At 58.2% G+C, this 14,544-nt stretch carries 12 protein-coding genes; 7 read left to right on the top strand and 5 right to left on the bottom strand.

Annotated elements, in window-relative coordinates; genetic code table 11:
- Positions 1-37 precede the first annotated feature (37 nt).
- Entirely contained in the window at positions 38-805 is a 768-nt protein-coding gene (locus tag VF694_RS06265; protein ID WP_003803475.1) for a crotonase/enoyl-CoA hydratase family protein, read from the bottom strand.
- A gap of 242 nt (positions 806-1,047) precedes the next feature.
- Here VF694_RS06265 and glyQ point away from each other — a divergent pair, with 242 nt between their 5' ends.
- The 7 genes from glyQ (at position 1,048) to VF694_RS06230 (ending at position 8,359) form a co-directional block, all read left to right on the top strand.
- On the top strand, positions 1,048-1,953 hold the full coding sequence (gene glyQ, locus VF694_RS06260) for a glycine--tRNA ligase subunit alpha (RefSeq protein WP_003803477.1): 906 nt from the start codon (positions 1,048-1,050) through the stop codon (positions 1,951-1,953).
- On the top strand, positions 1,953-4,085 hold the full coding sequence (glyS, locus tag VF694_RS06255) for a glycine--tRNA ligase subunit beta (protein ID WP_440163938.1): 2,133 nt from the start codon (positions 1,953-1,955) through the stop codon (positions 4,083-4,085). The genes glyQ and glyS overlap by 1 nt, the downstream gene beginning before the upstream one ends.
- Entirely contained in the window at positions 4,085-4,624 is a 540-nt protein-coding gene (gene gmhB / locus VF694_RS06250) for a D-glycero-beta-D-manno-heptose 1,7-bisphosphate 7-phosphatase (protein ID WP_003803481.1), read from the top strand. The genes glyS and gmhB overlap by 1 nt, the downstream gene beginning before the upstream one ends.
- Before the next feature lies 1 nt (position 4,625).
- Positions 4,626-5,375 (top strand): lysophospholipid acyltransferase family protein, encoded by a 750-nt coding sequence (locus VF694_RS06245; RefSeq protein WP_003803484.1) that lies wholly within the window; start codon positions 4,626-4,628, stop codon positions 5,373-5,375.
- Positions 5,341-6,222 carry a M48 family metallopeptidase gene (locus tag VF694_RS06240; RefSeq protein WP_440163935.1) on the top strand — a complete coding sequence of 294 codons (882 nt, stop codon included), beginning with the start codon at positions 5,341-5,343 and terminating at the stop codon, positions 6,220-6,222. Before VF694_RS06245 ends, VF694_RS06240 begins: the two co-directional genes overlap by 35 nt.
- Before the next feature lie 29 nt (positions 6,223-6,251).
- Positions 6,252-6,647 (top strand): lactoylglutathione lyase, encoded by a 396-nt coding sequence (gene gloA, locus VF694_RS06235; protein WP_003803488.1) that lies wholly within the window; start codon positions 6,252-6,254, stop codon positions 6,645-6,647.
- A 482-nt stretch (positions 6,648-7,129) separates the two neighbouring features.
- Complete coding sequence (locus VF694_RS06230; RefSeq protein ID WP_003803489.1) at positions 7,130-8,359, top strand: nucleoside recognition domain-containing protein; 1,230 nt, start codon at positions 7,130-7,132, stop codon at positions 8,357-8,359.
- A gap of 59 nt (positions 8,360-8,418) precedes the next feature.
- On the opposite strand, the gene VF694_RS06225 is transcribed toward VF694_RS06230, so the two are convergent.
- From VF694_RS06225 to VF694_RS06210, 4 genes are all read right to left on the bottom strand, one after another.
- Positions 8,419-9,779, bottom strand: a protein-coding gene (locus VF694_RS06225) for an IS3 family transposase (protein ID WP_440163932.1) whose coding sequence is annotated in 2 segments (ribosomal slippage) — positions 8,419-9,278 and positions 9,278-9,779 — 1,362 coding nt in all. Because the reading frame shifts where the segments join, the coding sequence is not laid out codon by codon here.
- A 70-nt stretch (positions 9,780-9,849) separates the two neighbouring features.
- Positions 9,850-10,641 carry a 16S rRNA (adenine(1518)-N(6)/adenine(1519)-N(6))-dimethyltransferase RsmA gene (gene rsmA / locus VF694_RS06220; protein ID WP_131071331.1) on the bottom strand — a complete coding sequence of 264 codons (792 nt, stop codon included), beginning with the start codon at positions 10,639-10,641 and terminating at the stop codon, positions 9,850-9,852.
- Positions 10,642-10,649: 8 nt separating this feature from the next.
- Positions 10,650-12,101, bottom strand: a complete 1,452-nt coding sequence (locus VF694_RS06215) for a peptidylprolyl isomerase (protein ID WP_440164036.1) — start codon at positions 12,099-12,101, stop codon at positions 10,650-10,652.
- Positions 12,094-14,457, bottom strand: a complete 2,364-nt coding sequence (locus tag VF694_RS06210; RefSeq protein ID WP_301606835.1) for an LPS-assembly protein LptD — start codon at positions 14,455-14,457, stop codon at positions 12,094-12,096. Before VF694_RS06210 ends, VF694_RS06215 begins: the two co-directional genes overlap by 8 nt.
- Between the last annotated feature and the right edge of the window lie 87 nt (positions 14,458-14,544).

The raw sequence follows: 14,544 nt of genomic DNA, 5'->3' as shown, positions 1-14,544 counted from the left end.
TGGCGTCAATATCAAAAACGGGATGAACAAGGGGAAACTACTTGCCCTGCCAGACAGGCTCGCGCTTCTCGGCAAAAGCCGTCGCGCCTTCTTTGGCGTCTGCAGAGGTGAAGATGCCGGCGATGCGAGGGCGCTGCAGATCAAACAGATCCGCCTGACGCCAGTCGCGCGACTGGGAAATAATGCTTTTGGCGGTTTGCACGGCCAACGGACCATTGGCAGCAATCTGGGCGGCCAGCTCCAACGCCTGCTCAGTGGCTTGGGTGGGCTCGGCCAGACGGCTGACCAGGCCCAGTTCGGCCATACGGGCAGCCGGGTACATGCCGCCAGTCAGCACCATCTCCATGGCCATGTGGTACGGAATGCGACTGGGCAAACGCACCATGCCGCCGGAACCGGGCACAATGCCGCGCTTGACTTCAGGCAGACCAAAGTTGGCATTGTTGGCAGCCACAATCAGGTCACAGGACAGGGCAATCTCAAAGCCGCCCGCCAGACAGTAGCCTTCCACCGCGGCAATCAGGGGCTTGGCGGGTGGACGTTCGCAAATACCCGCAAAGCCACGGTCACCCACATAGGGACGCTGACCCGTTTTGGCAAAGGCCTTCAGATCCATACCAGCACAAAATGTGTTGTTTGCGCCCGTCAGCACGCCCACGGCAATAGTGGAGTCGGCGTCGAACGCGTCAAGCGCCTGGGCTAGCGCCTGGGCCGTTTCCAGGTTAATGGCATTACGTGCCTCGGGACGGTTCAAGGTAATCAACAATACCTTGCCTTTACGCTCTAGCGTGACAAGCTCACTCATGGACCTAGCCTCCTGTAAATTGCGGCCCGGGCTCCCGCTCGGGAATCAGGCCAGCAAATAAGCAGTATTTGGACAAACGCATATGATACGTCCAAATGCCAGCTGACCGCCCGGTACAAACAGCGCTTGCCCGTAGTCCGGACGGCCAAAACCAGGCATTGCAGGCGCTTTTCTGCTGTAAGGGCGCAGTTCACGCTAAAATAGAAAAATTTTGCAGATTCTCGCTTTACTGGCCATTGCTCATGCTCACCTTTCAGCAAATCATACTTACGCTCCAGCAATACTGGGACAAGCACGGATGCGCTCTGCTTCAGCCCTACGACATGGAAGTCGGTGCAGGAACCTCCCATACGGCAACCTTTTTGCGGGCTATTGGCCCCGAGCCCTGGCGCGCGGCCTATGTGCAGCCTTCACGCCGTCCCAAGGACGGGCGCTACGGCGACAACCCCAACCGCCTGCAACACTATTACCAGTTTCAGGTCGTGCTCAAGCCTGCGCCTGAAAACATTCTGGACTTGTACATCGGCTCGCTGGAGGCCCTGGGCATCAACCCCAAGGCGCACGACATCCGCTTTGTGGAAGATGACTGGGAGAACCCCACGCTGGGCGCCTGGGGTCTGGGCTGGGAGGTCTGGCTCAACGGCATGGAAGTCACCCAGTTCACCTACTTCCAGCAAGTAGGCGGCCTGGATTGCACGCCAACCACGGGCGAAATCACCTACGGTCTGGAACGTCTGGCCATGTACTTGCAAGGCGTGGAAAGCGTCTACGATCTGGTCTGGACCGAAGGTCACAACGGCCAGCGTATTTACTACCGCGACGTGTTCCACCAGAACGAAGTGGAGCAGTCCACCTACAACTTCGAGCACGCCAGCACCGACGTTCTGTTTGCGCACTTTAACGACTACGAAGCCGAAGCCAAGCGCATCATCGATGTGCCGCTGGCCCTGCCTGCCTACGAACAAACGCTGAAAGCTGCCCACACCTTCAATATGCTGGATGCCCGCGGCGCCATCAGTGTGACTGAGCGCGCTGCCTATATTGGCCGTATCCGCAATCTGTCCCGCGCTGTCGCACAGGCTTACTATGACTCCCGCGAACGCCTAGGTTTCCCCATGCTGAGCAACACATCCCCGGAGGCCAAGTAATGAACGCCTCCACGACACAGCCTTTGCTGATTGAACTCTTTACTGAAGAACTGCCCCCCAAGGCGCTGCAACAGCTGGGACAGGCCTTTAGTGACGGTCTGCAAAAAGTATTGAGCGAACAGGCCCTGCTGGCCCCAAACTGCGAAGTGCGTGCTTACGCTACGCCACGCCGTCTGGCTGCCTGGTTCAGCGCCGCCTACCAGCAGGCTGAAGACCAGCCTTATACCGAAAAACTGATGCCCGCCCATATCGGCCTGGATGCCAATGGGGAAATCGCCCCGGCCCTGGCCAAGCGTCTGGCCGCCAAAGGTCTGGAACATCTGAAGGCCAGCGATCTGCTGCGCGAGTCCGATGGCAAGCAGGACTACCTGTACGCCAGCGGCATTGCCACCGGCGCCGTTCTGAAGGATGGCCTGCAGGAAGCCCTGGAATGGTCCATCACCCACCTGCCCATCCCTAAAGTGATGCGTTACCAGTTGGCCGATGGTGTCAGCAGCGTCCGCTTTGTGCGCCCTGCCCACGGTCTGGTCGCCCTGTGGGGTTCAGAGATTGTTCCCGTCAGCGCGCTGGGCCTGCAAGCCGGTCGCCAGACACACGGCCACCGCTTCCTGTGTGACGCCCCCTTCGACATCCGTGATGCCGATAGCTGGGTCGCCCAAGTTCAGGAGCAAGGCTGGGTGGTTCCTTCCTTCGAAACGCGTCGCGAGCAAATTCGCACAGAACTGGAAGCCGAAGCCAAGCGCCTGAACGCCACACTGGGCAATGACCCCGAGGTGGAAGCCCTGTTGAACGAAGTGACGGCTCTGGTCGAATACCCTACGGTGTACGTGGGTCAGTTTGACGAGCAGTTCCTGCAAGTGCCGTCCGAATGTCTGATTCTGACCATGCGTCTGAATCAAAAGTATTTCCCGCTGTTTGACCCTGCCACACAAAAACTGACCAATCGCTTTCTGATCGTCAGCAATATGAAGGTGGACGATCCCAGCAACATCATCGAAGGTAACGAGCGCGTGGTTCGCCCCCGTCTGGCGGACGCCCAGTTCTTCTTTGAAACCGATCGCAAACAGACGCTGGCCGAACGTGTTCCTACACTGGCTGGCAGCGTGTACCACAACAAACTGGGTTCGCAGCTGGACCGTATCGAGCGTCTGCAATCCGTGGCTGGCTACATCGCCAAGCAACTGGGTGCCAATGAAGAGCACGCCCGTCGTGCCGCCCTTCTGGCCAAGGCAGACCTGAACTCCAATATGGTGGGCGAATTCCCCGAGCTGCAAGGCGTGATGGGGGCTTACTACGCCCAAGGCGATGGCGAGCCCGAGGACATCGTGCTGGCGATTCGCGAGCAATACCGTCACCGTCTGGACCAGCCCGTCACAGAAGCCAGCCTGACTCAAGCCATTCTGTTCCTGGCTGAGCGTGCCGAAGTTCTGGTCGGTATCTGGGGCATTGGTCTGGCTCCAACCGGCGAGCGCGATCCTTACGCCCTGCGCCGTGCGGCCCTGGGCCTGATCAGCGCCTACGAGCAATTGCAGGCCGGTGCCCAATTGAAGGCCAACCGCCTGAATCTGGATACCCTGCTGAACACCACTGCCTCCTTCTTCAAGGATGGCGTGCTGGCTGCTGACACGGTCGATGCGGTCCAAGCCTTCATTTATGAACGCTACCGTAACCAGCTCAGCAACGATTACGAGCGCAGCGTGGTGGATGCCGTGCTGGCGCTGCGTCCACCGCTGGAGCAGGTGCACGCCCGTATACAGGCTTGCGCCTCCTTTGCCCAGCGCCCTGAAGCCGAGAGCCTGGCAGCTGCCAACAAGCGCGTCAGCAATCTGCTCAAGAAAGCCGAAGGCGAACTGGCAACGCTGGACGACAAGCTGCTGGTCGAACCAGCCGAGCGCGAGCTGGCTGCCAAGATTCAGGAATTGCAGCCTGTGGCCCAGGCCCAGTTTGAAGCGGGTGAATTTGACGCCTCCCTGGCCACCCTGGCCCAGGCTCGTGGTGCCGTGGACAACTTCTTCCAGGACGTCATGGTCATGGCCGGAGACCCAGCCATCCGCGCCAACCGTCTGGCCCTGCTTGCCAAGCTACATGCACTGATGAACCAGGTTGCGGATCTTTCCAGGCTGGCCAACTAGTGAAACTTGCCATCATTGATCGGGACGGTGTCATCAACCATGACAGCGATGCCTTTATCAAAAGCCCGCAAGAGTGGGAGGCCATTCCAGGCAGTCTGGAGGCCTTGGCCCGCCTGACCGAAAACGGCTGGAAGGTGGTGATTGCCACCAACCAGTCCGGTCTGGCGCGTGGTCTGTTTTCCATGACCACGCTAAACGCCATCCACGCCAAGATGCGTCGGGAGCTGGCCTTGCTGGGCGGTTTGATCGACGCCATCTTTATTTGTCCGCACGGTCCCGATGATGGCTGCGCCTGCCGCAAGCCTGCCCCCGGCATGTTTCGCGACATTGCACAGCGCTATGAAGTAAACCTGCAAACCGTACCCTCGGTAGGCGATTCCTTGCGCGATCTGCAAGCGGCCAGCCAGGCCGGTTGTGCACCCTGGCTGGTCCAGACTGGCAAAGGCATGCGTACTTTAGAGAAAGGCGGCTTGCCCGAAGGCACGCGCGTCGAGGCCGACCTGGCCGCTGTTGTCGACAAATGGCTCCACGGAAACTGATATGGGCATTATCCGCGCTTCACTTTATCAACTGTTCTTGTTGATCACCGTCATTCCCTACGCATTTGCCTGCCTACTCATCGCCCCTTTGCCGCTAGATATACGCTATCGCTTTACGACCGGCTGGCCACGCCTGGCTATCTGGGGTGCGCGCACGATCCTGGGGATACGCTGGCAGACCAAAGGCTGGGAAAACCTGCCTGATGGCAAGGCCATCATCCTGTCCAAGCACCAGTCGGCCTGGGAAACACTGTTCTTTCCCTCGTACATGCCGCGCCAGGTGTGCTTTGTCTACAAGCGCGAGCTGCACAAAGTGCCCTTCTTTGGCTGGGGGCTGGCTTTGCTGCGCATGATCCCGATTGACCGTGCCAAAGGCCGCGATGCCTTTGAACAAGTCATCAAGATTGGCCAACAACGCATTGACGAAGGCCGCTGGCCCTTGCTGTTTCCCGAAGGCACCCGCACCGCACCAGGCACGACAGGCCGCTACAAAATGGGCGGCGCCTTGCTGGCCAGCCGTACGGGCACACCGGTCATCCCTGTGGCGCACAACGCGGGCGAATGCTGGCGTCGCAATGCCTTTATCAAGACGCCGGGCTTGGTTACTATCTCCTTTGGGCCGCCCATTGATCCCACGGGCTTGACCCCTGAAGAAGTCAACCAACGCGTACAAACTTGGATTGAAACCGAAATGCGCGTCTTGAATCCGGAACGCTATGACGGTCCCCCCACAACTGGCCCTGTTTCCTGACACGGCCTTCCCCCACCCGGCGCAGCGGCCCGCCCGGCCGCCTGCCGGTTCTGCTGTGTCACCCCAAGCTGATTTAACGGTTCGGCCCGAGACCCTGCCCGAAGGCGTACAGTGGCAGCAGGTGCAGCTTGAGGGTCAACTTATCGGTTATCAGCTCAAGCGCTCGCGTCGCCGCACTTTAGGCCTGACTATCAATGACAGTGGCTTGACCGTCGCTCTGCCCTCCTGGGTCAAGCTCAGCCAGGCCGAACAAATTCTGCATAGCAAAAGCGCCTGGATACTGCGCAAGCTGCGCGAGTACCAACAGCGTCGCGAACAATTGGCGTTGCAAAGCCTGCAGTGGGTCGATGGCGATACCCTGCCTTTTATGGGAACACCGATCCGTCTTGACCTGGACCCGCAGGTTCAACAGATTCATTTCGAGGGCATACTGGGCCAGATCCGGCAGGGCCAGCGCCTATTGCTTCCCTTGCCAGTCGATGCGGAGCCGTTGCGCGTTCAAGAGCTGACTCAGGCCTGGCTGCAGAAACAGGCCAAACAGTGGTTTGAGCAGCGGCTGCAACACTACCTGGACCTGTCAGGCCTGCGCGCCAGCAAATTACGTCTGGCCGCCCCCGCCAAACGCTGGGGGTCCTGCAATAGCGACGGAACGATTATGCTGAACTGGCGCCTGATACACTTTCACCCATCCATCATTGATTACGTCGTCGCTCACGAGGTCGCGCATCTGCAAGAGATGAATCACGGTCCGCGTTTCTGGGCTTTAGTCGAAACGCTCTATCCTGATTTTGTCCATGCGCGCAATCAGCTACGACAGTATGATCCAGGCACCCTGCCCCTGCTTTAAGGCAGGTTGAACTCTAGGAGCTCTACCTTATGCGTATCCTGCACACCATGCTGCGTGTCGGCAATCTGGACCGTTCTCTGGCCTTTTACACCGAGGTCTTGGGCATGAAGCTGCTGCGCCAGTCCGACTACCCGGACGGCCGCTTTACACTGGCTTTTGTGGGCTATCAGGACGAATCCGAAGCCGCTGTGCTGGAACTGACCCACAACTGGGACACCCCTTCTTATGATCTGGGCAATGGCTACGGCCACATTGCACTGGAAGTGCCCGATGCCTACAAAGCCTGTGAGGACATCAAGGCCCGTGGTGGCAAGGTGGTACGCGAAGCCGGCCCCATGAAGCACGGCACGACCGTGATTGCTTTTGTGGAAGATCCGGACGGCTATAAAATTGAACTGATCCAGGCCAAAGGGCGCGTGGATTAAAGCCAACGGAACCGGCCTTGAGAGGCCGGTTTTTGATTGTCTGGCCGTCAAAACGTCTCAGTGATGACACGCCTTGCCCGCGGGCTGCTGCACCCCTTCCTTTCCTCCCGATCCTTTGTACCTCCTCTCTCTTTCTGACGCATTGTCTTTCCACGTCTCTTTCACACCGCCCCTTGCCGGTCCCGCCTTCCACGCCACGTTCCCGCCCCCCTGCTGCTTGCCACTCTTTCCGAGCCGTCTTGCTGTCGTCCACTCTCCGTTTTACCAATAAGCCGTTACCTACCGCTTCTTTCCCTGTGAATCAAGAGCGCCCTTGGGCTGTGTGCCTTAGGCAAACGTCATCCAACAGGCAGCGCTCTGACTCCCATGCGTGTTTTGCGACTGCTTGTGCCAATACCCTTACATACCGTAGCCGATAAAACCGGGCTGGATTCTGCGACAATCTAGTCTGGCTTTTCCCTGCCCTGCTTACTGCCAACACTATGCTCAATACTCTTTGGCTGTTTTTCTTCCTGATTGCCGCTGTCAGCGGTTTTTACCAATGGCTGGTAGGGGGAAATAGCGAAATTTTTGCGCAGATGGTGCGTAGCCTGTTCGATATGGCTGCCCTGTCCGTCCAACTCATGCTGCTGCTTTTTGGCACGCTGACCCTGTGGCTGGGGTTTTTGAAGATCGCCGAGAAAGCCGGGCTGATCGATACGCTGGCACGCTGGCTGGGCCCGCTGTTTAGCCGCCTCATGCCTGGCGTGCCCGCCGGTCACCCGGCCCTGGGTCTGATCACCCTGAACTTCGCCGCCAACGGTCTGGGTCTGGACAATGCGGCGACTCCCATCGGTCTGCGTGCCATGAAGTCGCTGCAAACACTGAACCCGCATCCTGACACGGCCACCAATGCCCAGATCCTTTTTCTGGTGCTCAATGCCTCGTCGCTGACACTGATCCCCATCAGCATCTTCATGTATCGGGCTCAACAGGGCGCGCCTGACCCGACCATGGTGTTTCTGCCCATTCTGTTGGCCACCACCGCCTCCTCGCTGGCAGGACTGCTCAGCGTCGCGTTGGTACAGCGCCTGCGTCTGTTTGATCCGGTGCTGATGCTGTGGTTCGGGGTGTTTGCGCTTATTCTGGGTTCGTTCATGGCCTTGCTGGCCACCCTGAGCGCGGCCGCCATTCAGTCGCTGTCTTCCCTGCTGGGCAACCTGACCTTGCTGTCCATTATCTGGCTGTTCCTGCTGATAGGGTGGCGTCGCAACATCCCCTTGTATGAAACCTTCGTGGAGGGCGCCAAAGAAGGCTTTGCCGTTGCCAGGGACTTGCTGCCCTATCTGGTTGCGATGCTGTGTGCCGTCGGCGTGCTCAGAAGCTCAGGCGCGCTGGATATCGTCCTGGACATGATCCGCTGGCTGGTCAACCTGACCGGTCTGGACACTCGTTTCATCGATGCCTTGCCGACGGCTCTGGTCAAACCTTTCTCGGCTGGGGCAGCCCGCGCCCTGCTGATCGAAACCATGCAGCATCATGGGGTAGACAGCTTCCCCGCACTCCTGGGGGCTACGGTACAAGGCAGCACGGAAACAACCTTTTATGTATTGGCCGTGTATTTTGGAGCGGTGGGCATCCAACGCGCTCGCCATGCGGTCTCCTGCGCCTTGCTGGCTGATCTGGCTGGCGTGCTGGCCGCCATCGCCGTTTGTTATTGGTTCTTCGGCTAGGCGGGGACAAATAAAAAAGCCCCTCGTGAACTGCCCCCTATAAGTTGGACGGTCAGAAGTTAGAGCTCGAAGGCCTGAGTTCGGTATTGCACCGGGCTCAGGCCTTTTAGTTTGAGCTTGATGCGGTCGTGGTTGTAGTAATGAATGTATTGCTCGAGATCCGCCTGTAACTGCTCAATGCTCTCGAAGCGGTTCAGGTGGAAGAGTTCAGCTTTGAGGGTGCCAAAGAAGCTCTCCATGGCGGCATTGTCCAGGCAGTTGCCTTTGCGTGACATGCTTTGGGTCAGGCCATGTTCAGCAAGTTGACGCCGATAAGCAGGCATCTGATACTGCCAGCCCTGATCGGAGTGCAGCAGTGGAGTCTGTTCGTCGCTCAGCTTGCTCCATGCTTTTTTGAGCATGTTTCCCACCAGAGAGAAGTGAGGTCGTCGCTGCATTGCGTAGGTTACGATTTCCCCGTTGTACAGGTCCATCACAGGTGAGAGATAGAGCTTCTCTCCCCGAACGTTGAACTCGGTGATATCGGTTACCCACTTCTGGTTCGGCCGCTCGGCCTGGAATGCACGGGCCAGGAGATTAGGCACACTGGCCTGCTGCCCTCGGTAGGAGCGGTATTTCTTGGGGCGCACCAGCGACTTCAGCCCCAACACTCTCATCAAACGCTGCACCGCTTTGTGATTCACCGTCTCGCCCATTTGGCGAAGCGCCGCCGTGATGCGCCGGTAGCCATAGCGCCCCTTATGGCACTCATAGAGGGCGCGAATCCGCGACTTCAGATCGGCTTGCCGATCGCCAGCCTGCTGCGCCTTTACCTGATAATAAAACGTGCTACGCGCCAGCCCTGCTGTCTTGAGCAGCACCGCCAGATCGTGGCCTTGCCTCAGCTCAAGCACTACCCGCGCTTTTTCTGCGCGGCTCGCGCCTTGGCCTGACGCAAGGCCCTCAATTTTTTTAGGTAGGCTACCTCTGCGCGTAGATACTCGTTCTCCTTGCGCAACTGCTCGAGCGTGCGCGCATCGTCAGGCAGCGGCGGCAATGGGGTGGGTAAGTCAGACGTTGGCATCTTCTTGCGGCCTCCTCGTGGCTTGGGCTCTAGCGCCGATATTCCACCTTCGTCATACTGGCGCATCCACTGAGCAACCTGGGCGGAACAACGAATATCATACAACTGCGCCACTTGCTGGCACGACAGATCATCGCGCCACAGATGCTTGAGCACCTTTATCTTGAAGGCCGCGTCGTAAACGCTGTGCTTTTTGTCCAGGCCCGTTACACCATGCTGTCGGTATCGCTGCACCCACCCTCTAACTTGGCTATGGGACAGCCCATAAAACGCAGCAACTGCCTTCAGGCCCCCATGCTGTTCTGATAGATAACGATGAACAACGGACAGCTTGAACTGACTATCGTATTTCGTCATGAAAAACACCCCAAAGGTCGGATTAATGTCCAACTTTTGGGGTGCAGTTCATCGCGGGGCTTTTTTATTATCAGGCAACTTGCACGACGCCTTTATCCATCAGATGATCTGCCAAGGCTATATAGTCCGCCAAAGACAAATCAGCAGGGCGGCTGGTGGGTGCGATACCCAGGCCATCCCAATCGATATGCGGCGTCCAGTCTCCCAGGCCACCCCGCAACATCTTGCGCTTTTGCGCAAAGGCCCTAGCCACAACCCGACTGAATACACCCGCATCGCGCGCCTGAAGCCGATCCGCAGGCAACGGCACCATCCGCACCACGGCAGATACCACGCGTGGCGGTGGATTGAAGGCCTCGGGGGGCACTTCAAACAGTTTGACCATGCGGTAGCGCGACTGCAGCATTACCGACAGACGGCTGTAATCCGACGAGCCGGGCTGGGCAACCATGCGGTCGATCACTTCGCGTTGCAGCATGAAATGCTGATCCACCACTGCATCCGCGTATTCCAGCAAATGAAACAGCAATGGGCTGGAAATGTTATAGGGCAAATTGCCGACAATGCGCAGATTTGGCCCTAATGCACCAAAATCCACACTGAGCGCGTCGGCCTCGATGATCTCCAGCTTGCTGGGCGAGTAGTGATTGCGCAGCCGCGCGGCCAGATCCCGGTCAATCTCGACCACCCGCAGGCGCTCCAGCGCTTGCGTCAGCGGCCGGGTCAGGGCGGAGAGGCCCGGACCGATTTCCACCATATTATCGACGGGCCGAGGGCCAATCGCACGGATGATCTGGTCGATGACGGCCTCATCTTCCAGAAAATTCTGTCCAAAGCGCTTGCGCGCCTGATGCTGGGCCATACTTGTCCTTAGCGACGGCGGGTGCTGGACTCGGGGTCCAGTCGGTTATCAATATAGGCACGGCCGCGCAGGCTGTTCAGCCAATCCTCAAACGCAGGCTCGGCACGCTGCTGGAACAGTGCCTGACGGGCTTGCATGCGTTTGTACTCATCTTCCATATTGCGCGTGCGACGCTCAATCACCTGGATCAGGTGCCAGCCAAACTGGGATTCCACGACTGCCGTATCATTGCCGGGCTGCAGCTTGTTCATGGCCTGCTCAAACGGAGGCACGGTTTCCCCTGGCGAGAGCCAGCCCAGATCGCCACCTTGTGGTGCGCTGCTGTCTTCCGAGTAGCGCTTGGCCAGATCCTGGAAAGATTCGCCATTACGCAGTCGTTCTTGCAGTTGCTCAATACGCTGACGAGCCTGCTCCGAGGTCATGACCTTGGAGAGTTTGACCAGAATATGGCGAGCATGAGTCTGAGTCACCATCATGGGGCCAGATTGAACCGCCGCCGCACCCGGTACGGGTGAGGTATTGGCGGGAGCACTGCCGCCACGTTCAAGCACCTTCAGAATATGAAAGCCTTGTCCACTGCGAATCAGATTGGACACCTGCCCAGGGGCCAGATCCTGCACCGCCTGCGCGAACAGGTCCGGCCAGTCCGACAAGGGACGGGTGCCCATGACGCCGCCACTCAGCGCCTCCTGCCCATCCGAACTGGAAGCAGCCAGACCGGCAAAATCCGCCCCTGAACGGGCCTGAGCCAACAAGCCCTCGGCCTTGGTACGCAAACGGGCTTCTTCGCTGGAATTGGCACTTTCAGGCACCCGCACCAGAATTTGTGCCAGGCTCACCGGCGCATCCTGACTTTGTGCCGCAGACTGCCCCAGATTGCCTAAACCGGCGCCGCCTTGAGAGCGCAGATAAATGTCAATATCGGCATCCGTAATATTGATGCTGCTGTCCACAGCGCGCATGCGCAATTGATCCAGCAAAATTTCCTGTTTCAGATTGGCGCGGTACTGCTCCCAGCTAATACCATTTTTTTCGATTTCGGCACGCAACTGGGCTTCCGTCATATTGTTGCGCGAGGCAATCATGCGCACGCCCTCTTCCACCTGCTGGGGGCCGACAGAAATCCCCATGGCACGCGCTTCCTGCTGCTCCAGGCGTTCATTGATAAGACGCTGGAGAACCTGTTTGCGCAATATCTCCTGATCCGGGGCAGGAATTTTCTGCTGTTTTAACTGCGCCAGCACCTGCGCTGCCTCCTGGTCCACTTGACGCAGGGTAATCACCTCGTCATTGACGACGGCAGCGATGCCATCCACAAACTGGGGCGCGGCCGTGGACGTCTTGTTGGATGCGGCGGGCTTGGACTGCGCCAGTGCCATTTGGGTCGTACCCAGACCCATGACGGCCATCAGGGCCAATGACAGGGTGCGGTTTTTCAAGCTGAAACGCATATTATTCATACCTCTCATGAATCATTTTTTCCTGTACGGGGTCCGAGATGGGTTCATAGCCGATCACGCGATCACGCAGCAATTTGATGGGGTCGTTGCCAATGCCACCCAGACCGGACAACTCCAGCTGGAAGAACATGGCTTTATTGGTTTCCCTGGCCGAAACCGCATAGCGTTGCAGAACCACGCGCGCCGCCCAGCAGCAGTCGCCTTTGTACTCCAGGCCCAACACAGTTTGTGTACCACGACTTTCCTGAATGGAATAGTCGTAACGTCCTACTGCATACAGTCTGTTGCTCAGGGGCCATTGGCCTGTCATGGAAACATATTCCTTGCCACGCTGATCTTCTTCAAGCGGCGTAAAGGTCGGATCGACAACCTGACGCGGATCACGTTCGTAGCGGTAGTTCACCCCCAGCGTGGCAAGACGCTTGGGCCGCCAGCGAATGCCGGACGTCAGGCGGTTGCGACGACTCTCATCCGGATTGAACTGGGCATCAAAGTTGACCGAAAACGTGTTGGTCAAGGCCGCGCTGGCCCCCACCAGATAGTCCGAACGCGTACTGGTACGCGCCTTTTCGTCACTCAGGGTGACCGTTTGCTTGTCAAAATACAGGCGCTGTGCCGCTTGCAAGACCAGACGCTCATATCCGGTATCGGCATCCAGCCAGCGGGAGGTCAAACCGACCGTCACCTGATTGGCATTGGAAATCCGGTCCCAGCCACCCGAGAAGATATTTTCGCTAAATGCCTGGGCAAAGTTGAAGCTGGCCAGACTGGTGTCGTACACGGGCAGCGTGGACTGATCGCGATAGGGCACGTACAGGTAGTACACACGCGGCTCCAGGGTCTGAATGGAGTCGTTGCCAAACAAGGTGGTATTGCGCTCGAAGGTCATGCCCGAGTCCAGGGACAGGATGGGCAGCACACGGCTCTGCGTGCGGGAACGCCCAGCGTACTTGGCCATGTAAGGGCTAGGATCACCCACATACCAGTCGGTCTGGTATTGGCTCATGTGCAAGCCAGCTTTGGGCGTGATGTACCAACCCGGGCGGATGATAGGGTAAGCGACCGTCGTATAGGACGATAAACGCGTACCATCTGGCGCCAGACGGGTACTGCGCATATCGTCAAATTCACTCAGATTGCCACTGTAGAACGGCAAGCGGAAACGGGTCGCGTAGTTATCGCTGACCACATCAAATCCGCCCCAGTTATAGCGAGAGGCGCCCAGATACCATTCCGGCAACTTGTCGTATTGCGGCTGACGGTAGTTGCTGGTGGCGTCCTGCAGGGTTTGATAGCGGGTCCCACTAACGTGAGCGCGAAAATATTTGGAACCTGCCCAACCCAGGGTGACCGTGCTGGCCAGATCCTGGATCGTGGAGTCGTTCAGGCCAAAGCTGCTGAAGTCGCGGAAATAATCATCATCCGAGACGCGGCGGATGTCGGCATTCAGGTAGAAACTGGCAGGCAGACTCTGGCGATACTGTCCCATGAACAGCCAGCGCTTGTAGCCCAGCTCCTTGTCATCAGGCAAATAATTGCCGGTCAGCTCCCCCGAGAAACTGTCACCCAGATACCGGAACTCGCTGCCCAACATGGCGCCACGCTTGCTCATCAAACGAGGGGCCAGGGTGGCATCGTAATTGGGGGCCAGATTCAGGTAATACGGTACCGTCAGGTCCAGACCGCCCCGCGTCGTCATGCCATAAGTGGGCAGCAGAAAACCCGATTTACGCTCCTTGCGCAGCGGAAAGGTCAGGTAGGGCGAATACAGGAGCGGCACGCCTTTAAAGTAGAGCACACCATTGCGCGCCACCCCTTCGTTTTCTTTGGAATACAGATCCACCTTGGGGGAGCGGATGTACCAAGCAGGGTCGGGACACGGGCAGCCGGAGTAATTCACATCGGCCAGACGCATATGGTTGGAGTTGAGAATGTCCGCCTGGGTCGCCGTTCCACTGCCGCCGCTTGCCCCCAGCCAGAACTCCGGAGAGGACATGCGCCCGGTGTCTGCATCCAGGTTGTAATCAAACTCAGGACTGCGCACCAGGGCACCGTCACGCATGATCAGGCCATTGCCACGCACCTGCACCTGGCCGGTTTTTTCCTGGTAGTCGATGCGGTCGCCTTTGACGACAGAATCAATACGACGCACCTGCGCGCCGCCTTCCAGACGCAAGGTGCCGTCCTCCAGGGTTTTCATCTGGTCGCCTATCAGATAGACGGCCATGTCTTCTTCCTGAAGATTGCGCACCTGCAAACTGGGGGACGTCTTTAAAGACGGACGCACGGATGACTCGGCCTGGGCAAGCCCCATGCCTGTCATCATCAAGACGGTATACAACGTCGCAACTCGCACTAAGACCGCGCCTCCAGTTGTGTCCTGCATTTGCTCGTACCAGGTGAAAAACCCTGGCGACCCGGTATTATAGTTAAGCCTGCCGTT

It is taken from the genome of Alcaligenes sp. Lyrl_28 (genome assembly GCF_051948705.1).
Classification (GTDB): Bacteria; Pseudomonadota; Gammaproteobacteria; order Burkholderiales; family Burkholderiaceae_B; genus Alcaligenes; species Alcaligenes ammonioxydans.
Note: the sequence above shows the minus strand (reverse complement) of the source record. Positions and strands in the feature narration are given on the sequence as shown.

Coding starts and splice junctions, on each gene's coding strand:
- VF694_RS06265 (WP_003803475.1), bottom strand. CDS start 805: ATGAGTGAGCTTGTCACGCTAGAGCGTAAAGGCAAGGTATTGTTGATT.
- glyQ (WP_003803477.1), top strand. CDS start 1,048: ATGCTCACCTTTCAGCAAATCATACTTACGCTCCAGCAATACTGGGAC.
- glyS (WP_440163938.1), top strand. CDS start 1,953: ATGAACGCCTCCACGACACAGCCTTTGCTGATTGAACTCTTTACTGAA.
- VF694_RS06245 (WP_003803484.1), top strand. CDS start 4,626: ATGGGCATTATCCGCGCTTCACTTTATCAACTGTTCTTGTTGATCACC.
- VF694_RS06240 (WP_440163935.1), top strand. CDS start 5,341: ATGACGGTCCCCCCACAACTGGCCCTGTTTCCTGACACGGCCTTCCCC.
- gloA (WP_003803488.1), top strand. CDS start 6,252: ATGCGTATCCTGCACACCATGCTGCGTGTCGGCAATCTGGACCGTTCT.
- VF694_RS06230 (WP_003803489.1), top strand. CDS start 7,130: ATGCTCAATACTCTTTGGCTGTTTTTCTTCCTGATTGCCGCTGTCAGC.
- rsmA (WP_131071331.1), bottom strand. CDS start 10,641: ATGGCCCAGCATCAGGCGCGCAAGCGCTTTGGACAGAATTTTCTGGAA.
- VF694_RS06215 (WP_440164036.1), bottom strand. CDS start 12,101: ATGAATAATATGCGTTTCAGCTTGAAAAACCGCACCCTGTCATTGGCC.